Source organism: Hansschlegelia plantiphila, from assembly GCF_027922265.1.
Classification (GTDB): domain Bacteria; phylum Pseudomonadota; class Alphaproteobacteria; order Rhizobiales; family Methylopilaceae; genus Methylopila; species Methylopila plantiphila.
This window is the reverse complement of record NZ_BSFI01000007.1, coordinates 500,912-522,427: the sequence shown is the minus strand read 5'-3', so window position 1 is coordinate 522,427 and position 21,516 is coordinate 500,912. Positions and strand designations below refer to the sequence as shown.

25 protein-coding genes, 1 tRNA gene and 1 pseudogene are annotated in these 21,516 nt (G+C 65.8%); 6 read left to right on the top strand and 21 right to left on the bottom strand.

Translation table 11 applies throughout. The features are described 5' to 3' along the window. Window positions 1-76 precede the first annotated feature (76 nt). The 3 genes from PKE75_RS08885 to PKE75_RS08875 all read right to left on the bottom strand — a co-directional run bounded on the left by PKE75_RS08885 (window position 77) and on the right by PKE75_RS08875 (window position 4,148). Window positions 77-952, bottom strand: a complete 876-nt coding sequence (locus PKE75_RS08885) for a metallophosphoesterase family protein (protein ID WP_271168350.1) — start codon at window positions 950-952, stop codon at window positions 77-79. Further along, window positions 949-1,872, bottom strand: a complete 924-nt coding sequence (locus PKE75_RS08880) for a diacylglycerol/lipid kinase family protein (RefSeq protein WP_271168349.1) — start codon at window positions 1,870-1,872, stop codon at window positions 949-951. The genes PKE75_RS08885 and PKE75_RS08880 overlap by 4 nt, the downstream gene beginning before the upstream one ends. Before the next feature lie 308 nt (window positions 1,873-2,180). Then, window positions 2,181-4,148: an OmpA family protein gene (locus tag PKE75_RS08875; protein WP_271168348.1), complete on the bottom strand. Its 1,968-nt coding sequence runs from the start codon at window positions 4,146-4,148 to the stop codon at window positions 2,181-2,183. Between the two features lie 380 nt (window positions 4,149-4,528). Between PKE75_RS08875 and PKE75_RS08870 the strand changes: the two genes are divergently transcribed. Then, window positions 4,529-5,737, top strand: coding sequence for an alpha/beta hydrolase (locus PKE75_RS08870; RefSeq protein WP_271168347.1), 1,209 nt, complete (start codon window positions 4,529-4,531; stop codon window positions 5,735-5,737). Here PKE75_RS08870 and PKE75_RS08865 read toward each other — a convergent pair. The 5 genes from PKE75_RS08865 to PKE75_RS08845 are packed head-to-tail and all read right to left on the bottom strand — an operon-like array spanning window position 5,724 to window position 8,222. After that, entirely contained in the window at window positions 5,724-6,500 is a 777-nt protein-coding gene (locus tag PKE75_RS08865; protein WP_271168346.1) for a 2-keto-4-pentenoate hydratase, read from the bottom strand. The two genes, PKE75_RS08870 and PKE75_RS08865, sit on opposite strands and share 14 nt — an antisense overlap. 18 nt (window positions 6,501-6,518) lie before the next feature. Continuing rightward, window positions 6,519-6,950 carry a TIGR02588 family protein gene (locus tag PKE75_RS08860; RefSeq protein ID WP_271168345.1) on the bottom strand — a complete coding sequence of 144 codons (432 nt, stop codon included), beginning with the start codon at window positions 6,948-6,950 and terminating at the stop codon, window positions 6,519-6,521. Continuing rightward, entirely contained in the window at window positions 6,950-7,807 is an 858-nt protein-coding gene (locus PKE75_RS08855) for a TIGR02587 family membrane protein (RefSeq protein ID WP_271168344.1), read from the bottom strand. Before PKE75_RS08855 ends, PKE75_RS08860 begins: the two co-directional genes overlap by 1 nt. A gap of 54 nt (window positions 7,808-7,861) precedes the next feature. After that, the gene (locus PKE75_RS08850; RefSeq protein ID WP_271168343.1) at window positions 7,862-8,032 is read right to left on the bottom strand and encodes a hypothetical protein; all 171 of its coding nucleotides are present in this window, start codon (window positions 8,030-8,032) and stop codon (window positions 7,862-7,864) included. 13 nt (window positions 8,033-8,045) lie between these two features. Next, window positions 8,046-8,222, bottom strand: a complete 177-nt coding sequence (locus tag PKE75_RS08845; RefSeq protein WP_271168342.1) for a hypothetical protein — start codon at window positions 8,220-8,222, stop codon at window positions 8,046-8,048. Between the two features lie 116 nt (window positions 8,223-8,338). Between PKE75_RS08845 and PKE75_RS08840 the strand changes: the two genes are divergently transcribed. Further along, window positions 8,339-8,414: transfer RNA gene (locus tag PKE75_RS08840), tRNA-Ile, on the top strand. 152 nt (window positions 8,415-8,566) lie between these two features. Here the strand turns inward: PKE75_RS08840 and PKE75_RS17930 are convergent. The 5 genes and pseudogenes from PKE75_RS17930 to PKE75_RS08820 form a co-directional block, all read right to left on the bottom strand. Further along, a pseudogene (locus PKE75_RS17930) lies at window positions 8,567-9,109 on the bottom strand (tyrosine-type recombinase/integrase); the annotation flags it as partial. Between the two features lie 449 nt (window positions 9,110-9,558). Then, window positions 9,559-9,801 (bottom strand): helix-turn-helix transcriptional regulator, encoded by a 243-nt coding sequence (locus PKE75_RS08835; RefSeq protein ID WP_271168341.1) that lies wholly within the window; start codon window positions 9,799-9,801, stop codon window positions 9,559-9,561. Between the two features lies 1 nt (window position 9,802). Then, a complete protein-coding gene (locus PKE75_RS08830; RefSeq protein ID WP_271168340.1) occupies window positions 9,803-9,985 on the bottom strand; it encodes a helix-turn-helix domain-containing protein in 183 nt (60 codons plus the stop codon). Between the two features lie 7 nt (window positions 9,986-9,992). Beyond that, a complete protein-coding gene (locus tag PKE75_RS08825; protein ID WP_271168339.1) occupies window positions 9,993-10,712 on the bottom strand; it encodes a hypothetical protein in 720 nt (239 codons plus the stop codon). A gap of 533 nt (window positions 10,713-11,245) precedes the next feature. Continuing rightward, a complete protein-coding gene (locus PKE75_RS08820) occupies window positions 11,246-11,758 on the bottom strand; it encodes a hypothetical protein (RefSeq protein ID WP_271168338.1) in 513 nt (170 codons plus the stop codon). A 107-nt stretch (window positions 11,759-11,865) separates the two neighbouring features. On the opposite strand from PKE75_RS08820, the gene PKE75_RS08815 reads away from it, so the two are divergent. Genes PKE75_RS08815 through darG form a run of 3 tightly spaced genes read left to right on the top strand, consistent with a single transcriptional unit; the run spans window position 11,866 to window position 13,797 of the window. Then, window positions 11,866-12,102 carry a helix-turn-helix domain-containing protein gene (locus tag PKE75_RS08815; RefSeq protein ID WP_271168337.1) on the top strand — a complete coding sequence of 79 codons (237 nt, stop codon included), beginning with the start codon at window positions 11,866-11,868 and terminating at the stop codon, window positions 12,100-12,102. Window positions 12,103-12,104: 2 nt separating this feature from the next. Then, window positions 12,105-12,749 (top strand): type II toxin-antitoxin system toxin DNA ADP-ribosyl transferase DarT, encoded by a 645-nt coding sequence (darT, locus tag PKE75_RS08810; protein ID WP_271168336.1) that lies wholly within the window; start codon window positions 12,105-12,107, stop codon window positions 12,747-12,749. A gap of 13 nt (window positions 12,750-12,762) precedes the next feature. Continuing rightward, window positions 12,763-13,797, top strand: a complete 1,035-nt coding sequence (gene darG, locus PKE75_RS08805; RefSeq protein ID WP_271168335.1) for a type II toxin-antitoxin system antitoxin DNA ADP-ribosyl glycohydrolase DarG — start codon at window positions 12,763-12,765, stop codon at window positions 13,795-13,797. Between the two features lie 59 nt (window positions 13,798-13,856). Here the strand turns inward: darG and PKE75_RS08800 are convergent, their stop codons facing one another. Continuing rightward, on the bottom strand, window positions 13,857-14,867 hold the full coding sequence (locus PKE75_RS08800; protein ID WP_271168334.1) for a P63C domain-containing protein: 1,011 nt from the start codon (window positions 14,865-14,867) through the stop codon (window positions 13,857-13,859). Between the two features lie 340 nt (window positions 14,868-15,207). Between PKE75_RS08800 and PKE75_RS08795 the strand changes: the two genes are divergently transcribed. Further along, the gene (locus PKE75_RS08795) at window positions 15,208-15,873 is read left to right on the top strand and encodes an AbiU2 domain-containing protein (RefSeq protein ID WP_271168333.1); all 666 of its coding nucleotides are present in this window, start codon (window positions 15,208-15,210) and stop codon (window positions 15,871-15,873) included. A gap of 11 nt (window positions 15,874-15,884) precedes the next feature. Here the strand turns inward: PKE75_RS08795 and PKE75_RS08790 are convergent, their stop codons facing one another. The 7 genes from PKE75_RS08790 to PKE75_RS17820 form a co-directional block, all read right to left on the bottom strand. Continuing rightward, window positions 15,885-16,334, bottom strand: a complete 450-nt coding sequence (locus PKE75_RS08790) for a hypothetical protein (RefSeq protein ID WP_271168332.1) — start codon at window positions 16,332-16,334, stop codon at window positions 15,885-15,887. Between the two features lie 121 nt (window positions 16,335-16,455). Next, window positions 16,456-17,070, bottom strand: coding sequence for a hypothetical protein (locus tag PKE75_RS08785; protein WP_271168331.1), 615 nt, complete (start codon window positions 17,068-17,070; stop codon window positions 16,456-16,458). A 4-nt stretch (window positions 17,071-17,074) separates the two neighbouring features. Then, window positions 17,075-17,284 carry a hypothetical protein gene (locus PKE75_RS08780; protein ID WP_271168330.1) on the bottom strand — a complete coding sequence of 70 codons (210 nt, stop codon included), beginning with the start codon at window positions 17,282-17,284 and terminating at the stop codon, window positions 17,075-17,077. A 62-nt stretch (window positions 17,285-17,346) separates the two neighbouring features. Continuing rightward, window positions 17,347-18,636 (bottom strand): phage major capsid protein, encoded by a 1,290-nt coding sequence (locus tag PKE75_RS08775; protein ID WP_271168329.1) that lies wholly within the window; start codon window positions 18,634-18,636, stop codon window positions 17,347-17,349. 2 nt (window positions 18,637-18,638) lie between these two features. After that, complete coding sequence (locus PKE75_RS08770) at window positions 18,639-19,331, bottom strand: HK97 family phage prohead protease (protein ID WP_271168328.1); 693 nt, start codon at window positions 19,329-19,331, stop codon at window positions 18,639-18,641. After that, window positions 19,331-20,503, bottom strand: a complete 1,173-nt coding sequence (locus PKE75_RS08765) for a phage portal protein (protein ID WP_271168327.1) — start codon at window positions 20,501-20,503, stop codon at window positions 19,331-19,333. The genes PKE75_RS08770 and PKE75_RS08765 overlap by 1 nt, the downstream gene beginning before the upstream one ends. A 55-nt stretch (window positions 20,504-20,558) precedes the next feature. Then, window positions 20,559-21,479: a terminase TerL endonuclease subunit gene (locus tag PKE75_RS17820; protein WP_309298809.1), complete on the bottom strand. Its 921-nt coding sequence runs from the start codon at window positions 21,477-21,479 to the stop codon at window positions 20,559-20,561. Between the last annotated feature and the right edge of the window lie 37 nt (window positions 21,480-21,516).

The following is a 21,516-nucleotide window of genomic DNA, read 5'->3' as shown; positions in this document are numbered from 1 at the left end:
AAGGTCGACCGCCTGAATAGCGGCGCCTCAACTTGATATAATCAATTAAATTTATCAAGTGTTGGCGGGAGGCTGATCAGCCGAGCCCGGCGGGCGCGTTTTGCCTGATCGCGACGTCCGTCACGGTAGGCGCTGCAAACGGCGCCTTCTCCGATTTCTGCAGCGGCGCGCCCTGCGTGCGGGCCGGGATCTCGCGCCAGCGGCGGCCGTCCCAGGCGCGGACCTCGATTGCGACATGGCCTGCGGAATCGACCGAGATGCGATGATAGGCGTTCGGCTCTCCGCGCAGCCGGGTCGAGGTCGCGGTCGAGACCTGCGCCACGACGAGGGGCGGCGCTGAGCCGATCGGCTCATGGGCGTGCAGATAGCCGCGGTGGTGATGGCCCGCGAGCACCAGCCCGACGCCCGCCTGCCTGAAGACGTCGAGCGCGATCGAGGCGCGGCCGACGACGTCGAGATCGGGCTCGGCGTCCGGCGGATGCAGCGCGTGATGGGCGACGACGATCCGGAACAGGCCGCTCGGCAGCGCGTCGACCCGCTTGCGGAAGCGGATGAGCTGGCGGAGGCCGAAGCGGCCGTTCGACCAGTCGAGCGCGAGCGCCGCGCGCCGCGCCGTATTCATGCCGATGACCGCGACCGTATCGTCGCACCAGGTCGGCTCGATTTCCCGGCTGACATAACGCCGCCAGCGCCGATAGGGATCGACGAAGCGCTGCAGCGGATGGAAATAGGTGATGTCGTGATTGCCCGGCACCGCCAGCACCGGCGCGTCGAGACTCCGCAGGAAGGCTCCCGCGGTTCGGTACTCTTCACGATGCGCATGCTGGGTGAGGTCTCCCGAGACCGCGACGAGATCCGGCGGGTCGGCGTTGATCTCGTCGCGCAACGCATTGACGATGACCGGGTCGACCCGGTCGAAATGCAGGTCCGAGAGGTGGACGATCCGCGTCACGCCGCATCCTCCACGAACGCCACCGGCTCGCGCCTCGGCCGCAGCACTGTCAGCGCGAGCGGGCGGATCCGATAGCGCAGCGGCGGCGGCAGAAGCATGGTCTCGCCGTCATTCATGATGCGGATCAGCTTCCGGCGGCTCGTCACCGTCAGCTCTCGCACGCTGTGCGTCTCGATATCGGGGTCCTGCCGCCAGACACCCAGCGCCATGCCGGCGGAGATGCGCACAAGCGGCCAGGCGCTCAGACGGCGCGCGGCGTAGAGCGTGAGCTCGCCGCGGTCGAGGCGCGAGCGGGTGAGCATCTGGCCGAAGCCTTCGTCGTAGGCGTTGTTGGCGACGACCACCGCCTTGGACCGCAGGGTCACCGAGCCGTGGCCGAGATCGAGCCCGACGCGCATTGGCGGATAGCGGTAGAGGCCTTTGAGCCCTGCGGCCACCAGACGCCACCAGCCGCCAAAGCCCATGTTCCGGCGGTTGCGTTCGCGGCGCTCCGCGAGGCGGGCGGGCATGCCGAGCATCGAGTTGCAGAGGAAAACGTGCCCGTTCACGTCGCCGACGTCGATCTCCGCCCTCTCTCCGTCCGCGAGCGCAACGATGGCCGCGTCGAGATCGAGGGGAATGCGCAGGTCCTTGGGCAGAAGATTCATCGTGCCGAGCGGGAGCGGCGCAAGCGCGACGCCGGTTCCGACCAGAACCTGGGCCGCGGCCGAGATGGTGCCGTCGCCGCCGGCGGTGACGATCGCCTCAACCGGAAGATCCCGCGCGCGCTGCATCCGCTGGAGAATGTCGGTGGCGTCGCCGTCAAGCACCGAGCCGACCTCCATGCCCGCGTCACGCAGCTTGCGCTCGATTTCAGCGGCTGCGTCCGTCCGGCCCATCAGCGCGCCGGACGACGCGTTCAACACGAGCGCCACCTTCATCGAAACATACCCCAGGCGATGCTCACGTCGCCGTCGGAGCCCCACCGGACGGTCGCGCGTGGAGGCCGCAATGCGTCGGCCGCCGGAGTCCAACTGAACGATCGAAGGACGGCTCCGTCACGCGAGAGGCCACCTGATTGACGTTGATCGCAGCCATTCCGCTCCCCTCGCCGCGGCGCCGCACAACGCCGCCGGTTTATGCAGCTAGGGCGGCGGGAAGCGCCGCCAACCGGCGCGCGTCCAGCTCCAGACGCGCGAACGGCGCGCGGGGGGAGCCCCGCGCGCCGCTCTCGTCGCAGTCGGATCGATCAGTTGCCGCTGGTGAGCAGCGGCGTGATGTTCCGGATAGTGACTCGCCGGTTGCGCTCCTCCGGTCCGTCGGTCTTCACCTTCAGGAACTGCTCGCCGTAGCCCTGCGTCGTCAGGTTCTCCGCCGGGATGTTGAAATACTTGGTCAGGATCTCGGCGACCGACTGAGCGCGGCGGTCCGAGAGCGACAGGTTGTCGTCGTCGGCCCCGACCGCGTCGGTGTGACCCTCGACCATGAACACGGTCTTTGGCTGCTTCTTGACCGCGTCCTCCATGGCGAGGCCGACATTTTCGAGCTTCTTGATCTGGTCGTCCCTGACGTCCCACGAACCGGTGTCGAAGGTGATGGTGTCGAGGTCGACGCTTCGGACCCGCTCACGCAGCGGAGCGTTCTGCCGGATTTCGTCGAGCGAGTAGCTCCTGTCGAGCCGCTCGACCGGCGGCGCCCGGAACGCGTCCTGGATCTGGTCGTAGGAGGCGTCGTCGGCGTCGACGATATATTCCTCACGCGGGATCGAGACGCGGGGCGGCGGCAGGCCAAGATCAATGAACGCGCCGGGACGACCGCCGCCGCGCGGGCGGTTGTCGATCAGCACATAGTCCTCGCCGCTGACGGTGGTGCGGGTGCGGCTGATGAGCCTGCCGTCGCCGTCCGTCACCGTCACCACTTTCGAGCCGTCCGGACGCGTCACGACCGTCTTGATGCGATCGCCGTCGCGCTCCTCGCGGACGTCGCGGGCGCCGCGTCGGAACCGTTCGTTCTCGTCACGACGAATGTAGGACCGGTCGCCTTCGCGGATGATCGTGCGATCGCCCTCGGTGATGATGACCTGGCTCCCCTCACGGCGTTCGCGGCGCTCGCTGCGCAGACGGTCGATGCGATCATCGTCGCGGCGAGCGTCGCGCGGCTCCTCGCGCATGCGGCGCTCGAAGCGATCGCGGCGCTCGTCGCGGGTCGCGTCGCGATCACGCGGATCGTCACGGCCGCGGAGGTCGTCGCGACCATCCTTGCGGTCGTCGCGCGCATTGTCGCGGTCGTCCTTTCGCTGATCGCGGGCGTCATCCCGGCGCTGATCGCGCAGATCGTCGAGCCGGTCTTTGCGGCCGGAGCGGTCGGCGTCCGCGTCGGACGGATCGCGCCTGCCGCCGTCTTCCTTGCGGTCGGCCTTGTCCTTGCGATCGGACTCGTCGTCCTGGCGGTCCCGCAGATCCTTCTGTCGGTCCTGCTGGACGTCTCTGGCGTCATCCTTGGAGCGCCCGCCGTCGGGACGGTCGCGGTCGCGCAGATCCTTCAGACGATCGGAGCGGTCGTCGCTCTTGGCGTCGCTCTTAGAGTCGGGCTTGGCGGTGGTGGCCGAGTCCGGCTTGTCGTCGCGGCCCGCGCCCTTTCGGTCGGTCGGGGCGTCCTTAATGTCCTTCGAGCGGTCCGCGTCAGGCCGCAGATCCGGCTTGCCATCGCGGTCGGCCTTCGACGGCTTGTCGGCGTCGCGAGCATCCGGACGATCCTTGGCGCGCTGCTCGCGCGGCTCCGTCGACAGGTCGCGCGTTCCGCGATCGGGCCTGTCGTCGCCCGCGTCGCGCGACTTGATCCGGTCCGGCGCGGCGTCGTCGCGCGACTTCTTCGGCTGCGGAGCGACGTCACGATCAGACGGAGCATCCTGCTTGCGCTGCTGGCGCAGCTGATCGCTGGCGTCGCCGTCGCTTGAGTCCTTCTGGCGTTTCGCCGGACGAGAGTCATCCCCGCCGCCGCGCGTCTCGTCGCGAGAGGGGCGGTCCGGCTTTTCGCGGCCCCCCTTGTCGCCACGATCGGGCTTGTCGCCGCGATCGGAACGGTCACGCGACTTCTTGTCGTCTCCGCCGCCGGACGTATCCAGACCTTGCGCGAGAACGATCGGCGCGTGCGGCGTCGCCGTGTCGGCGTATCCGGGCGCGGCGAGCGCGAAGACGGGCAGGACGGTTCCCGCCAACAAAAGGAGCTTTGTCTTTTTCATAATCGACCTTGTTGCGTTTCCGGCTCGGCTGCTTGCGTTGCTCGCGAGCGCCGCCTCGCCCCAGTGTTCATCTGGACAACAAACGAGGCCAGTCAATGACCTGTTGTTGTCGATATTTCGACATAGGCGCAAACGTGCGCCGAAAAGGCGCGTAATAAGCTACCCCTTCCCGCCTCAGCTTTATTGCGGCGCAACTAAACGTCCGCTCAACACGTCAGTTCCGTGAATATTCATTCAGCTTCGTCGCGCCGAACTTTCGAGTCGCCGCGGAGCGCCCGCTGGGCTAGACCCTGACCGGCGCGAGAAACGCGGCATGGGCTGAGGAGACGGCGCGGTTGCGGTTTGGCGTCCTATGGGTGACCGCGGCTCTCGCACTCGCCGCATGCGCGGGCCGGCCTGAAGGCGTGCTCGTGCCGCAGGCCGCCAGCGCTCCCGGCGCGTCGCGCGTCGATCTGCTCGTCGTCACAACCCGCAAGCGGACCCCTCAGCCAGGCGTACTGTTTTCGGGCGAGCGGGCGGCGAAGATCTCATGGACGGACATCGCGGTGTCGATTCCGCCGGACAGCGCCCGCAAGATCGGCGAGGTGCAATGGCCGAAGCGGCTGCCCGCGAACCCCGCGACTGAATTCACCACGCTTTCGACGCGAGAGACGGACGCCGGCGGCGCGCGCGCCTGGTTCCGCAGGGAGGCGCACGGCAAGAAGCACGTGCTGCTGTTCGTGCACGGCTTCAACAACACCTACGACGACGCGGTCTATCGCTTCGCGCAGATCGTCCATGATTCGGGCACGGACGCGGTGCCGATTCTGTTCACCTGGCCGTCGCGCGCCAGCGTGTTCGCCTACAATTACGACCGCGAGAGCACGAATTATTCCCGCGACGCGCTTGAGGAGACGCTCCAGGCGCTGGCGCACGCGCCGGAGATCCAGGACGTCTCGGTGCTCGCGCATTCCATGGGCAGCTTCCTCGCGCTGGAGTCGCTGCGCCAGATGGCGATCCGCGACGGTAGGATCGCGCCGAAAATCCGCAATGTGATCCTGGCGGCCCCGGACGTCGACGTCGACGTCTTCAAGCAACAGCTCGGAGAGATGGGGCCCGCCAATGAGCGGCCGCGCTTCACGATTTTCGTCTCGCGCGATGACCGGGCGCTGCGCCTTTCGAGCCGCATCGCAGGCGAGGTCCCGCGGCTCGGCGCGATCGATCCGAAGGCCGAACCCTATAAGACCGAGTTCTCGACGGCGAAGATCGACGCGCTCGACCTCACGGATCTGCGCGCCGACGACGCGCTGGCGCACGGAAAGTTCGCGGCGAGCCCGGAGGTGGTCAGGGCGATCGGCGGGCGGCTGATCGCCGGCCAGGAGATTTCCCAGAACGAACTCAGCCTCGGCGAGCGCGTCGGCCAGGTCGCGGCGGGTGTGGCGACCACCGCGGGCTCGGTCGCCGGCGCCGCGATCAACGCGCCGATCGCAATCTTCGACCCCAAGGTCCGCCGAGCCTATGGCGATCAGATGAGGGCGATCGGCGGCAATATCGAGGACACTACGGCGCCTCTCAGCCAGCGCTGATCGAGAGTTCTGCGGGCGGGAGCCCGTCGAAGCTAGCGCGGACCATCTGGCCGGGCGTCGCCTGAAGGAAAGGCGTCGCCGAGCCCGTGGTGACGACGTCGCCGGCAAGGATCGGCCGGGCGGTCGCGCGACGGGCGTTGACGAGATGAACGAGCAGACGCGTGGGATCGCCCGCGCTGTTGCCGCCCTCGTGCGCAAAGGCGGTTTCGCCGTCGATCTCGAGCTTCACCGCCAGCCGCCCGAGCGGGCCGGCCGGCGGTGCGGATACGCCGGGACCGACCACGAGCCCGCCATGGCTCTGGCGGTCGGCGACCTTCCACAACGCAGGCGTCGCTTTCCAGTCGGCGAAGGCGGTGTCCAGCACCTCGATCGCCGCGTGCCAGCTCGCGATCGCGCCGAAAACCTCCTCGACGGAATAAGGCGCCTCGCGCGCCGGCATGTCGTCGCGGAAGGTGACGGCGATCTCGGCTTCGACCGCCGTCAGCACGAAGGCGTCGGCGGCGAAGCGGGCCGGGCTTTTGAACAGCGTGTCGGCCGTGATCAGGCCGAAACCGGGCGCGGCCTGCGGCGACGCGGCCCCGACTTTCCAGGCGACCACCGGACCAAGCGATGCGACGACCGCCTCATGGATCGCCCATGCTTCCGCTTCGTCCGCCGGGGCGAGCTCTTCGGGCGGCGGCGCCGATCTGCGGGACGCTCGCGCCTCCAGAAGAAACCGCGCAGCGTCCGCGACCTTCGCATCTTTGGAAGCCCGGTCGTCCATGTCGTCTCCAGTCATCCGTTACGGCGCGCGATAGGACGTGGCCGCGAGTTCGAGCGTTCCGGAAGCGGGATCGCGCCGCAAGACGATCCCGGCGTCACGGCTCGATTGCCGCGCGATGTAGTCGAGCGTCGCCTCCGCCTGCTCGACGACCCGCTCGCCGTCCTTCAGCGTCGCGGATACGACGACTTCCGCCGCGGTGGAAGGGCCACGATTCTCGGTCTCGAAGCGAACGACAAAACCGCCCTCCGTCGGCGTCACGCCGATCACCCGGCTGACGAGCACCGGCGCGCCCTCCTTGTAGGTCAGCGCTTCATGGATCAGCGTCGCCAGCACGGCGATGGTGATCAGGGCGCCGGCCGCGCCGACGATCCATTCGATCCGCCCGACCTCGCGCGACGGCTGATCCGGCTTCTCGTCCGCTTCCGGCTCCTGCATAGGCTTTTCCGCCATCAGCTCTGTCCTCCGACGATGAGCCGCGCGAAGGCGGCGCCGATCGCGGCGGGGAAGCCGAGCACGACAATGAGCCTCAACGCGGCCTCCGGCCCGAGATCGTCGATTCGCCCGAGCAGCCACAGCATGGCGGCGCAGACCAGCAGGGCGATCGCGTAGCCTACAAGACTGTATCGCAGGAAGACGCTCCAGAAGCCGCGGCCGTCGCGCATCAAGGCGTTCTGGCCACTGAACTCCACGCCGTAGACGATAACGTGCATCGACGCGATCGAGAGCAGCGCCAGCGCGACTGTATGATACGGCGTCATCGATGCGGAGATCAGATCGACCTCCTCCGTCGGCGCGATGTTGAACGACAGGAAGACCGCGCCGCTCGCGAGGAACAGCAGGTCGCCGAAATAATCAGCCTCGCGGTTGCGACGCTTGTCTCCTTCGTCCGACTGGCCGAGCTGCCCCTGCGCGATCACGGCGCCGAAGCTCGCCGGCGCCGTCTGGATGACGATCGCGCCCAGAATTTCGTCGAGCGAGCGGGTCGGCCCGATCAGGCCGAACAACGTCAGGATGAACGTCGATGTGACGAAGCCGACGAGGATCGCGACGAAGGCGTCGCGGATGTCGTCGACCACGGTCTCGGTCTCCTCGAAGCCGATGTAATGCGACAGGCCGACGAGAAGCGGGACCACGGCCGCGAGCAGCAGGGCGAGCCGCCAGCGATCCATGCTCGCTCCCAGCGTCCACATCTCCATGGTCATGAGGACCGGCAGGACGAACACGATCGAGCCGCCCGCCGCGCGGCCGAGACTGACGATGAAGCCTCGTTCGATTTCGCGTCGGCGCTGCTGGGTGACGGTGGTCATGGTGAGTGCCGGAAACGGGGGAGTCGAACCCACATCGGGCGACGGGAAGCCTCGTCAAGCGACGACGACGTGTGCGGCGGCCACGAGCTCTCGGGTGTAGCGTTCGCGCGGCGTTGAAAGCACTTTGCGGCAGGCGCCCTGCTCCACGATCCGGCCGCGTCGCATCACCGCGACCCGATCGCAGAGCCTCTCGACGACCGCGAGATCGTGGCTGACGAAGACCATGGTGAGCCCCGTCTCAGCACGGAGGCGCTTGAGCCGTCGCCGGATCGAGCGAGCGGGGCTCGGCGAGCTGGCCGACGACCAGAGCGTCTGCGGGAATCGCCGTCCGCCCCGGCCCGCCGACGACGAGCGCCGCCACGCCGAGGACGAGAGCTGCGGTCGCCGCCATGAAGACCAGTCCGATCCGCCCCATGCCTCTCCCTGAGACCAGCGTCGCAGACCTATATAGCGGGCGCCGCGCATCCTTCAGCGGCTTCAGCACATCCGGGCGATGACAAACCGCCCGCTCTCGGCGTATGCCTGCGGCGGGGGCCTGTAGCTCAATGGTTAGAGCCGACCGCTCATAACGGTCTGGTTGCAGGTTCGAGTCCTGCCGGGCCCACCACCGCCATCTGATGGCGTTGATCCAACAAGACTTTTTCTCCTGTTTGTCCCACTGACTGACTTCCGGCCACGAAGTGGGACAATCTTCGGGGACGTCGCCGCGTCGAGCCGGGCGAATGCATTCGCCGCCAGGCGCTTCCGCTGCGCCTTACGAACGTAGATCTCGGCGGTCTCCAGCTTGCTCCAGCCGAAGATCGAACAGAGCTCCATGGCGGAGGCGCCGTTCTCGGCGAGGATCGTGGCCGCCGCCTTCCGGACACCATGAGCCGAGCATTGCGGAAGGCCGGCTTGATCGCACCATTCGCGGAAGCGATTGCCGAAGCTCTCCTTCGTGTAGGGCCGGCTATGGGAGCCGATGATATAGGCGAGATCACCGGTCGGGGTCGCGTCCAGCGCCCCCCTCAGCTCCGGCCGGATCGGGATGACGATGGGCTCAGTCTGCCGCGCCCGATTCTTCTCCTGGAAGAACGAAAGGTAGCCGTCGGTCTCGTGCTGCCGGCCGAGGGCGTAGACATCGCCGCGGCGGCCACCGGTGCACATGAGCAGGACGAGGGCGAGGCGTGCGGTAGTCCCAACGGGGTGCCGCTCCTCGTACCGCCGGATCTCCTCGACGCTCCAAGTATGATGGCCTTCCGAGCCTGTGTTGATCTTCTCGACGCCGACCGCGGGGTTGGCGCCGATCAGCTTCTCCTTCATCGCCCACGCGAAGAAGGTCCGCAGGTACTTCACGAGCTTGTCGGCGGCCGCGGGCGTGTCTCGTCGCTTGTCGCGGCTCCGCTCGACGTCCTGCTGCCGAAAGGCCTTCAGCGCGATCGGTCCAGCACTGTCCGCGTAGCGGTTGAGGACGCCGCGCTTATCGCGCTGTGTGTCGGGATCGTAGCTCTTGAACTTGCTCGAGCCGTAGTAGCGGTTCAGCGCCGCCTGGAAGGAGCCTTCCGCGACGCGCCGCACTTGCGGTCGGGTCGCCTCCTCTTCGGCGCGGACGGCTTTCCAATAAGCGTCCATGAAGGCCGGGGATGCAGTCCCGTCCTCGTTGAGCGAAGCTCGGATCCGCACCTTATTCCGGCCCGGCACGCGCACGTAGAACCGGACGTTGCCGTGCCGGTCGATGTCTCGGGAGAGGTAGCGGAGATCGAGCTGCACCATCAGAGCACCAGCCGATCGAGCGGATTGTTCAAGACTGTGCCGTCCTTCATCGCCTGCCAGCAGGCGCGGATCTCGTCGACGTCCCAAAGAGCGACGCCGCCATTCGGCTTGTAAGGCTTCGGCATCCTGCCGTCTTCCACCCAGCCGTCGAAGGTCCCGGCCGAGACACTGAGGCTCGCGGCCGCTTCCTCGCGCCTAAGCGCAAAGCGGGGAAGAGACTGCTCGCGGAGCGACCGGCTCACGTCAGTTCTCCTCGCCCTTCTTCGATTTCACCACCGAGGCCGGCAGGCGCCAAGTGCCGCCGCGGCCCCCCGGCTGCTCCGGCTGAAGCAGGCCGCGCTTCTTCCAGCGCTGCACCGTGGCAACGTCCACTCCATAGGCAGCGGCTATCTGCTTGCGCGTGAGGAGAACGGCTTGGCTTTTCATAGCGGCCTCAGTAATCAACGCCGCGTTCGCCGAGGCGACGTCCGAGAGCGATGATCACACGCTGATCAAAACCGTGCGTCGCCTGGTGTGCGAGGCGCTTGACCACATCGCTCGGGTCGCCCGATTCAAGATCTTCGGTTGCGTCTCCAAGCCAATCTGCCTCGATGCCGAGGAACGTGTGATGCTGGTCGAAACCCGACTCCGAGAGAGGGAATACCTCCCGAACGTCGAGTTCGATGTGGGCGCCGAAGTTAGGCGTTCCCCAGACCTGGACGGTGAGTTCCGCCTTCCATTCACCTGTTAGCCCACGGGAGGTCGGCAGTCCGGCATAATAGGCGAGCCCAGACTCAAGGATTTTCCACTCCTGGATCATCACGCTAAGCGCATCGATGAAGTAAGGCCGCGAAAGAGCCACCTCGATCAGCTTTCCAAGTTCATGGCTGTGTCGGCATTCATGTGGATCGATGCGAGAACCTCGCTGACGGCCAGCACCCAAGATCCCAAGAGCATATCGGCCCGCCTGTGCGGTCGACGGAGCAGCCAAAAGCCCGACCGCGAGCGCCGCTGCTTCTCGAGGATTTCTTTTGAGAGCCGCACGACCCGCGGGACCCGGCTCAATCACCTTGTTCTCGAATAAGTTGAGCGTTGCTGATTTCAGCCACCGGTCAGTCAGCTGAGTGAGGGGCTGGATAGCGCCGACGAGATCGGCAGCAGTTGCGGGCGGCATAGCAGGGCCTTTCGGTCGGATAATCGTCCGTTGCTATGGGCACATATCTGACCAAAACGTTTCAGTCAATTCTTCGTCCGGAAGTCCGCCTCGTGATTCTGCGCTGGGCTATTGGCACGAGGACGTACTTTGTCCAAGAAACGGCGACCGCAAGCCAGACGGCGAGGCGGAGCCCGATACTCATAGGCCGACTGCCGCTAAAACGCGCGACGCCCGCTCGACCAGGCGCCCGTCGTTGACGACGCCGAGCACCTCGTCGTTCTCGGGCGACCAGTACAGTGGCACTTCGTAAGCCCGACGACCCTCCCTCGCGTAGGCTGGCATCTGCTCCCAAAGAGCCATCCGGTGTTCGTAGGCGAGGAAAGCGACGTAGCGGTCGACCAGGGCCTCCCTTGGCAACTCAGATCTAAGGAGCGGCACCTCGCAGAGCGACAAACCAGGGAACGGTGAGACGACGCCGCCGCGAGTCGCTAGTGCGGCCGCTGGTACGGCGACGACCGGTGCCGAAGCCGCAATGAGAAATCCACGTCGGTTCACGACTGGGCCCTCCCGTTGAGAGCGGCAATGGCCGGGTCGGTCGCTTGGTAGATCCCAATCACGCGGCCGACCAGCTTCTCGCGCAGATGATCGGCGCGGAAAGGTCGTTCTGAGCAGGATAGCGGTCGCCGTTCCTTCAGCCACTGCTCAACCTCGCCAGCTTCGCGGGGCCGATTGAGGCTGCCGACCCACCAAGCCGCAAAGCTGTTGCCGTCGGTCCCGCGATGAGTCCGCGGCCATATCTGGACGAGCGCCTTAATGCCATCCGGTTCAAGGGGATGGTTCCAGCGGATGACGTAGAGCTCACCGTTCTGCAGCTCGCGGTCTCCGGAATCGACGATCGCGATCTCGCCGAGTCGGAGGTGCGGCTCGAAACCGTTTCGCGTCACCGGAAAGACGATGCAGCCGGTCGGCGGCGCGCTGTAGATCGTCAGCGCGCGGTACTCGGTCTGGGCTGCGGCGGGCATAGCTCCGCCCGCGGCCGGGGCCGGAACGCTGTGTTTCGGCATCTAAAAGCCTCCACTTGAGAAATAATCAAGTAGGCTTGAGTTAAATGTAACTTCAGTGGACGTCAAGCGCGCTTGAGGAAAAATCAAGCGCAGCGTACAAGAGGCGCATGATCACGCCTCAACAGATACGCGGCGCACGCGCGATGCTTGGCCTCACGCAGGCTGCCCTAGCGGCAGCCGCGGGGCTCTCGACCACTGCACTGAATAACATCGAGCGCGGGACGGCCGATCCGAAAGCATCGACGCTAACAGCGATCCGCAAGGCTCTCGAAACCGCCGGCGTCATCTTTGTCGCCGAGAACGGCGAGGGGCCGGGTGTTCGACTGAAGAAGGCAGGTATGTAGGAATGGCCGTCCCGGCGCGCCCCAAGATCTACCACATCGTGCATGTCGATCGGCTGGCGTCGATCGTGCTGGATGGCCGGATTTGGTCGGACGCCGAGGTAATTGCACGAGCTTCGCCTGGTACGACCATTGGCATGAGCGGCATCAAGGCGCGGCGGCTCCGGACCAAGCTCGACAGCCACCCCGATCTGGCTGTCGGCGATTGTGCACCGTTCTACTTCTGCCCCCGGTCGATCATGCTCTACATCATATCTATGGCGAACCATCCGGAGCTAAGCTACCGCGGCGGCCAGGCCCCAATCGTCACGCTTGAAGCAGACCTCCAGGAAGCTGTCGAATGGGCAGGGGCGAAGGACCGGCGATGGGCTTTCACGCTGTCGAACGCCGGATCTTCCTACTTCGACGACCGAGACGACCTAGCCGATCTCGGCGACATTAATTGGGACGCGATAGCCGCTGGCAACTTCCGGGACTCGGAGATCAAAGAAGGCAAGCAGGCCGAATTTCTGATGGAACGGAGTTTCCCATGGCACCTCGTGCGCCGAATCGGCGTCTATTCCAGTGCGGTTGCTCAGCAGGTAGCGAACACCTTGCGTGGTGCCGCGCACCGGCCTCCGGTCGAGATCAGGCGCGAATGGTACTACTGATGGACCGACCGCAATGATCAGCTTCACCACCGGAGACATCCTGACCGCCGACGCCGAGGCGCTCGTCAACACGGTCAACTGCGTGGGCATCATGGGACGCGGCGTCGCGCTGCAGTTCAAGAACGCATTCCCAAACAACTTCAAAGCTTACGCCGAGGCTTGCAAGGCCGGCATGGTTCAGCCTGGGCGGATGTTCGTCTACGACCGCATGACGGTGAACAACCCTCGCTACGTCATCAATTTTCCGACCAAACGCCACTGGCGCGGCAAGAGCCGAATGGAGGACATCGAGTCAGGCCTTGCTGCGCTCGCGTCGGAGATACGTGACCGCAAGATTAGGTCGATCGCCATCCCGCCGCTGGGGAGCGGCCTCGGCGGTCTGGACTGGGGTGATGTACGTCCACGCATCATCGAAGCCCTCGGCGGGATCAATGACGTCGAAATCCTGCTGTTCGAGCCTACAGCGGCGCCCGTCAAGACGAAGTCCCGCGAAGTGCCGAATATGACGCCAGGAAGGGCGGCCTTGGTTGCGCTGACGAACCGCTACCTAGCCGGCCTGATGGACCCATTCGTGTCTTTGCTCGAGATCCATAAGCTCATGTACTTCATGCAGGTGGCGGGCGAGCCGCTTCGGCTGAAATACGCGAAGGGCCATTATGGTCCGTATGCCGAGAACCTCCGGCACGTGCTGAGCGCGATTGAGGGTCACCTGCTCTCTGGGTATGCCGACGGAGGCGACATCCCGGAAAAGCAGGTTGAGCTTGTTCCAGGGGCCATTCGGGAAGCCGAGGCCTTCCTGGTCGGTCGTGACGAGACGATCGGCCGCTTCGGACGCGTCGGTGAGCTGGTCGACGGGTTCGAGTCGCCGTTCGGGCTCGAGTTGTTGGCGACGGTCCATTGGGTTGCCGCCCACGAAGGCGTCGATGATCCGCAAAAGGCGGTGGAAGCGGTCTATTCGTGGAATGAACGCAAGAGGCACTTCACCCCGAGGCAACTCGGTATTGCCTTCAACACGCTGAACGACAAAGGGTGGCTGGCGATGGCTTAGGTATCCGTCTGTATTGCGCATCTGTCCAGTAGCTGACAGTCCTGCCTCGCCCCAGATCGTCAGCCGTCGCTAAGATCGTTGAGTAAATCCCATTGATGATGGAGAGGCACACTTTCTGGGAAAGCTCGATAGAATGCTCGCTCAAATTGCCCTCGATCACGTGCCGCGGAGCCGATGCCGATTGTTTGCCACAGATGCTGACGGAGTGCGTCTATTCCGATCTCATCCGAGAGGAACTGAAAAAGCTTATATCGACGTCCTCCGCCCGCATAGACGACCGGATTCTTCTCATCAAGCATCTCTAATATTGCGCCTCGGCTATGCGCCAAAGGGAAATATACGAAGCGCCGGATAAAATGGCCGAAGAACTGAGGGTGCCTCGTTTGATTTGGATCAGATCTCTTCAGCCCATATAGTGCATAAATCATATCAAAGAACTTCGGCGGGTATTCCTTGCCCCACTGCCGAACTTCGCCGCTTACAAATGTATCGAACAGTTTGCGATATTCGTCTTTTCGACGGTCAACATAGCCTACAGCTTCGTCCACCAGCGCGATAATGCCGATCTTAGCGCAGGAACGAACGATAATTTCCGCCTGTTGAGCTAGGAAAGACTGAGAAGGGTGAAGGCGTTTTTCATTCCTGGCGACGATCAGGGCGTCGCATACCTCAATCAGATCCTCCACGTCGTACCCGTCTGCCAAATCCGTCCCCAACCCTCTGAAGTGTATAGGGTTTTCGATCCTAAATAGCAGTTTTTGGGTCAAACCGGATCGTAGCCCTTTGCGGCTCATGGTCCGCATGAAGGCGTTGCCGCCCTGAGACTGCAGTCCAAGGGCGGCCGCCATGGCTCTTTTGCTAATCACTCGCCGACCATCCTTGAGGCGGTAAACCTCAAGGGAAACCTCGCCAATTTTCAGCACGCCGTCGCTATCCGCCTCTGGAAGGCCGGAAGGATTCTTGATCCGATCCCACCGCGCTTGCGCAGCGGCTTTGGCTATGTCGCGCCGCTGTTCTGACGAGAGCTTCGCTGCTCGGGCCCTACCGCCTTTGCTCGAACCCGTAGGCATGTCGACCTCCCATGCTTGCCGATAGTGAATGCTGGCATGCTTGCCTCAGAGGTGCAAGCATGCATCCCCTGTCATCGGGATAATGCTTGCCAACGAAGCCGCATCGCACTGTGTCATTCATCGCCCAAGCGTACGAGGTTGACGCCGAGGCGACCCAACCCCGGATCGTCAGTCGGCGCACGCCCCGACATCGTCGAACGGCGATAGGAGCCAAGGAAGGCCTTCCACTTCCGCTCGCGGCAGCGATATTGGGTGGCCGCGCTTCTCAACGTGGTATTGATCGATGAAGTCTAAGCCGCGACCTGCCTACTGCCCCGTCAGCCCGAAACGGCTCGAGCGAATGGTCTGGCTGCTGAGGCCTCAAACCATTCATGCGATCCGGCTAGAGGCTTCGCTGGAAGAAGCGAACAGGCTGGTGCGGGAGAAGGGCTTCCATGCGGAAACCGCTACCGTTCTCGATCTGGTTCAACACGCACAACAGTTCACGCTAGCGGTCGCCGTCGCAAAGATCATGGAGCGACCGTGGCGCGAGGACACCGACGTCGCCTCTATTCCGGAACTTGCCCGGCTCTTGGAGATGCGAGACGTCAGGCGCCTCCTGATTTGGACTGCTCTGAAGACGTGGTCGGGTCGCTCACAAGCCCGTTCTTGCGGGCGCGCAATCCGCCGCGCTCTAGGGGTCTACCAACAGCTCCAGTCGGGAAGTGAGCTCGGCGAGGCCAGGAACGCCCTCCAGATGCTCCGGAACAAGGAGCTTGCGCATTCGCTGTGGACAGAGGCTTTGGTCCCGCGCCCTCGCTACAACGATCTGTTCGCCCTGGTCGACATCGCGCAGGCCTTCTTGGAGCACGCGGACTTGGCTATCCGAGGGGCGAACGGGTCGTTCGATGAGCACGACGAATTTTTTACCCGCTTATCCCGTGACTTCTGGACGCCAGCCTTGACCGCTGCCGCCGCGTACGATCCTCACGAAATGCCAAGGAGAAGTGGAGGCCCGACTCGGTGACCTCGCGCAGCTCAAGCAGCCATCGGAAGTTCCGCGGCTCTTAAGGAGGCCCGCAGGCGCGTCGCAGTCTCGCGCAAGAGTAGCGCTTTTGCGAGCCGCTCAGCGAGCATCACTCGAAGCACGTCCCGCGCCGCGCCGATGCGCATCGCCTTTGCCGCCAGCCGGAGCTCGTTCAGGTCGATCCCGTCGAGCGCCTCCATGAACGCGAGGCCGCGGTCCGCGAGGTCCGGCCGCATAATGACGATGTCGGACACTGCCCAGATGATCTCGCTCCAGAGCGCGGCCTTGTTCCTATCGTTCTCAGCGATCGCCCTTAGCACGAAGAGCACGTGGCCGGGTCCGCACTCACTCGCGAGCTTCGTCAGCGTCTGACGAGCATGCGTCTCGCGTCCGTGGCGCCGCTTCCTCCTCGGCACGATGCGAACGCCAGCGCGGGCGCAGAGATCGTCAATCTTGCTCATGCTCAAGCCGCATCCAGAGTGAAATGGTCGCGGACCACGCCCCCGGAACTAGTCGCCGCAGGCTGTCGGGGTTGTTTCGGGCACTGGCCGACTGGTCCGTCCGGCCTGAGCGAACCGCGCTTCATGGCCAGAACCTCCGATAAGGCGCGAGGATCTGCGCGACCTCAGGGACGAGCACCTGGTCGGCCGCGCCGGGCACGTACCAGGACGCCGACGCCAAACCGTCGATGTCCTCGCTCTTCAGCAGCGGGTCGCGGCCGGCACCGGCGAAGTAGCTGCCTGCGAGGATGATCGCGGCGCGCTCAACCGACTCGGGCAGATCGCCGGCGTTGTTGTCGGTCGGGAGCTGATAGCCCGCCTCGTAGACGATCGTCGGCGCCGTCCACCAGCAGAGCACGACGTCGCACTCGCCCATTCGCAGCAGCGAGCCCGAGCCTGCGTCGATCGCGTATTCGTCCGGCGCGAGGTCGGCGTTCCCGATCGAGACGCTGGCGATCGAGCGGACCGGCGTGCGGGCGAAGGCGATCCCGTTGAGGACGTCGCCCTCTCCCCATTGCTTCAGCGTCTCGACGCCGAACGGCCGACGGCAGTAGTCGGCGATCACGCGCGACGCTGTCGCGATGTGTCGCTGGAGCGCGGCGGCCGTGTCGACGCCGGCGTCCAGGCCAAGCAGCGAGCGCGCCCGCTCGACCGTCGTCAGCAGGCTTGAGGTCGCGGGGGTGACGACGGTCAGCATCGCGTCAGGCCCCCGCCTTGCTCGCCGGCGCCGGCTTCATCTTGTTGTCCGCGGCCGGCGCGACCTTGGCGTCTCGCTTCCGCGGCTCGACATGCCCCAGCACCGCGAGCTCGTCGTGCTCGGCGTCGCTGACTTCGATGTCCGGATCGCCGGGATGCACCATCCCGCCGGCGGCGTGCTGGTTGAACGGCTTCAGGATCTTCGCTTTCGACATTGCGGTCTCCTCAGGGTTGAGGAGGCCCGGCCGGAGCCGGACCCCCGAAGGTCCGACGTCCCTCAGCTCGCGTTACCGTCGACGAGGTTGCCGTAGACGAAGCTCTGCGGCCGGAAGACCGCGAGGGCGAGACGCTCCTCGCCGAGGATCGTCACCATGTTGCGGCGGAAGTTGTCGCTGTCCTCCGTCGACACTTCGACGCTGGCGTCCTCGCGGTCGAAGATCTGCGCGGCCATGTTGAAGGCGCCGACCAAGAACTTGCCCGTCGCCATGGCGTTCGTGTCGACCACCGGCAGGCCCCAGAGGTTCTGGCCGTTATTCACCGTCGGGTCGGACCAGACGTACTGGCCGATCGAGTCCTTCGTCAGGACGATGTCGGTCCAGTCGATGGGGTTCATGACGATCGCGCTCGCCCGATACTCGGCGATCCGCATCTGCAGCATGGCGCGCCGCAGCCGGTCGATCTTTGTGTCGGCCGCTTTCGAGTAGGCCGCGAACCCGTAGGCGGTCGCCTGGGGGATGAGCCCGTTGAGGTTCTGGCCCGCGCCGTTGCCGGCGAGGAGCTGCATTTCCTCGACGTAGGTCAGGCCGTAGCGAAGCCGCTGATCGACGTAGCTCTGAAGCTGCGGGATGTCTGAGAGCACCTGCTTGGACGCGAGCACCCAGTGCGCGAGCGTGCGAACCGGCGTCGTCTGCAGGTCGAAAGAGAGATCGCTCTGCGGCTTCAGATCGCCTTCGGCGACCGGCGCCGTCATGTTCTGGAAGCCGGTCTCCCGGACGTACTCGACCGCGTTCGAGTCGGTCCGGCCGGGCATCAGCAGGTCGCGGATCGTCATCGGCCGGTCCGGGGGCGCGATGACGCCCGGCAGGCGCGTGCGCTGGACCGCGGCGCCGACGCCGCCCGTGCCGGCGGTCGTCGACGTGACGGACGTCACCGCCTTCACCTTGAGGACGGCGCGCCCCTTGCCGCGGAGCTGGAGCGCCTTGAAGTCGTCGCTGCCGGAGAGCTGCTCGCCGAGCGAGGGAAGCGCCTCGGCGCCCTGCGCTCCGCCGCGGCGTGCGAGCTTCTGCTCCAGCTCCATGAGCCGAGCCTGCTGGCCGGAGGCGTCGGTCGCCAGCTTTTCGAGCGCCGACTTGGTTTCGGTCGCCATCTGGCCGGTCGCCTTGATCTCGGCGTCGGCCTTCTTGGCGAAGTCGACCATCTCGCGGTCGCGCTTGCCGATTGCCTCGATGACGCTCTTGAGCTCGAGATTGTCGTCGGCAGCGCCGCCGGCGCTGTGCTGGCCGCCGTCCTTGCGGCCGAACTCAATCGGGCCGTCATTGAAGAGGCGGGGGTGAATGATCGCGTTCATGTTCAGTCTCCGAATTTCGGGAGGGAGAGGCCGCCGAGCGCCTTCGCAAGGTCGCCCCAGCCGGCCGGGCTGTTCGCCGTCACGGTCCCCGTCTCCCGACGCGACCATTCCGTGAAGCCGACGACGGCGATCTCGTCGGCCGCTGTTCGCGAAAAGCCCCGCTCCCGCAGGACCCGCGCAAATTCTCGTTCGCTGATCTGCTCGCCGGCAGCGAGCTTGGCCTTGATGGTGTCGACGCGCGCTTCCTCGAGCGCGGGGTCGGTCACGATCGACACCTCGCGGAGATCCAGCTTCTTCAGCGTGCGGACCCGCTCCTTGTCGTCGAAGCTGTCGTCCTGGACGAAGTAGCCGATCGACAGGCCGGTGACGCAGCGCGACGCCATGCCCTTGTGCGCAACACGAGCATAGGGCGCCTCGTCGAGCCAGAGCTCACCCTCGCCGTAGAGGCCGCGCTCGTCTTCCTCGAGCTTCGTCCAGACGCCGATGGGCTCGGCTGTGCGATGCTGCCAGAGGATCGGGAGCGCCCGGTTCTTCTCCGCCGCTGCGGCCAGGCTCTCGCCGAACGCTCCGCGCTCGACGCGCTCGCGATAGGTGTCGATCGCACCCCAGAGCGAGGCGTAGCCGGAGAACACGCCGTTCGGCCGGATCTCCTTCACGGAAAGTCCGAGGTCGCGGGTCTTGAGCGACAGCGCCATCACACATCCTCCGGGATCGGCTCGCCCGGCGCCGGCTGGACGCGGCTCGGCCGCTGGCCGGCCATCGCGAGCGGGACAAGCGTCGAGTTGATGAAGAGCTGATCGCCGCCCTCGATCGGCGGCATGTTCTCTTTGGCGCGCCACTCATTCGGCGTCATGCCGGCGTTCTGGATCATCTTCGACGCGAACTCGGCGCGGCCAGCGCTGTCGGCGCGGAGCAGGCCCTCGACGGCGAACTCGGCGTAGAGCGTGGCGCGCTCCGCCGGCGCGATCAGCGAGCGCTTCACCGCCTGCTCGATCCGCGTGAGATACGGGCGCAGGCCCAGGGTGAGCCAGCCGAGCATGATCTGCTCGACGCCGCTGCCCCACATCGTCTGGCCTTCGGAGGCGTGCCCGATCAGGATCGGCGGAATGCCGAACCAGCGCGCGACCTCCTCGACGTGCCAGCGGCGAGACGCGAGCAGCTCGGCGTCCGCCGGCGGTATCACGACCTCCTGCCACTTGAAGCCGCCGCCGGCCTCGAGGAGGCCGATCCGACCGGCGTTCTCTACGCCCTGCATCGGCTCGATCAGCGCCTTCCGGGCCTGCTCGCGCTGCTCGGGGGCGAGAGAGCCCTTTTCGTAGGTGAAGAAGCCGCCCGGCCGCATGCCGTTGGCAAAGGTGCGCGCCGCGGCCTCGTCGGTCGCGATCGTCGAGGAGATCGTCTGGCGGGCGTGTGCGAGGACCGACAAGCCGAGGTCGCCGCCGACGCCGAAGCCGCGGACGTGCATCAGCTCGCCTTCGTCGTATTCGATGGCGCCGCTCGGATCGCTGTAGCGGTAGCGGAGCGAGCCATCCTCGCGGCGGTCGACCTGCATCAGGTCCGGCCGGAGCAGCGTCAGCGCGACCAGCCGCCCGCCGCTGAGCGACTTCTCGACATAGGCGTTGCCCCAGAGGCAGAGGCAGGCGACGACGCCTTCCCAGAACTCGCACGCCGTCTGGTCGGCGTTCGCGCATGGTCGCTCGCGAGGATCCGGCCGCCGTCCGGGCGGCGCCGGTAGACGCCCAGCGGCAGCGTCGCGATCGTCTGCGCGAGCAGCCGGACGCAGGCCCAGAACGCCGCCACCTCCATCGCAGTCGCCGGCGTGACCGCCCTCCCCGCCCAGGTTTCCCGGCCGAAGAACGACAGCCACACCTTCCGCTCGCGAAGGGTGAAGTTGCGCAGGAACGTCCCGAACGCGCCGGCCATCAGGCGAACACCATGTTCGCGAGGAAGTCGTCGACGTTGCCCCGCGGCTCGCTCTCGAAGCGCTTGGCGATCGACAGCGCCATGATCAGCGCCACCGCGCCGTCGATCCGGACCGGACCGCGGCGGTTCGACTTGCCTTTCTCGATCTTGAGGTTGCCGGCGGGGTCCGGGACCGTGATCGCGTTCGACACGGCGGCCGTCAGCACGGGATGCCCGCCATGGCGCAGCCGGCCGGTCAGCGCGAGCTCGGCGAACCACTCGATCGCCGGCGACATGCTCTGATAGCCCTGACCGAACTCCTCGAGCGGAACGGGGAAGTGCGCGTCGATCTTCGCGAGGTCGGCCTTCAGATCCTCGATCCGCCAGCGGTCATAGGCGATCGCCTGGAGGTCGTGCTCGGCGGCGAACGCCGCGAGCTGCGCCGCCACGAAGTCATAGCGGACGGTCGGACCGGGCGTGGTGATCATGAACCCCTGGTCGATCCAGAGGCGAAACCGCTCCTGCTCGGCGGCCTTCCGCTGTGCGAGCTGATCTTCGGGCGTCCAGAACAGCGGCACGACGTCATAGACCGGCGCCGGGTCGTCGCTCGGGAAGACGAACACCGCGGCCGTGAGGTCGTGCTTGCCCGACAGGTCAAGCCCGGCGAAGCACAGGCGGCCCTTCAGCCGCTCGCGGTCGACGGGATGGTCGCCGCGCTTCCAGACGGGAAGCGTCGCGACCCGTTCCTCCTCGTTGGCGTCGACTCGCTGATTGAGGCGCAGGTTGCGGAAGCCGGCTTCGAACGCCGGCATGCGCCGCGCGCGCCAGGCCGCCTGCCGCATCTCGGCGAGCGACAGGTACTTGCCGAGCGCAGGGTTGCAGTCCTTCCATGTCTCCTCGGCGAACGGGTCGGCGTCGGCGGGCGCCGCGAGGAGTTGCACGAAGATCGAGGGATCGGCGCCGGTCAGCCCGTCGTCG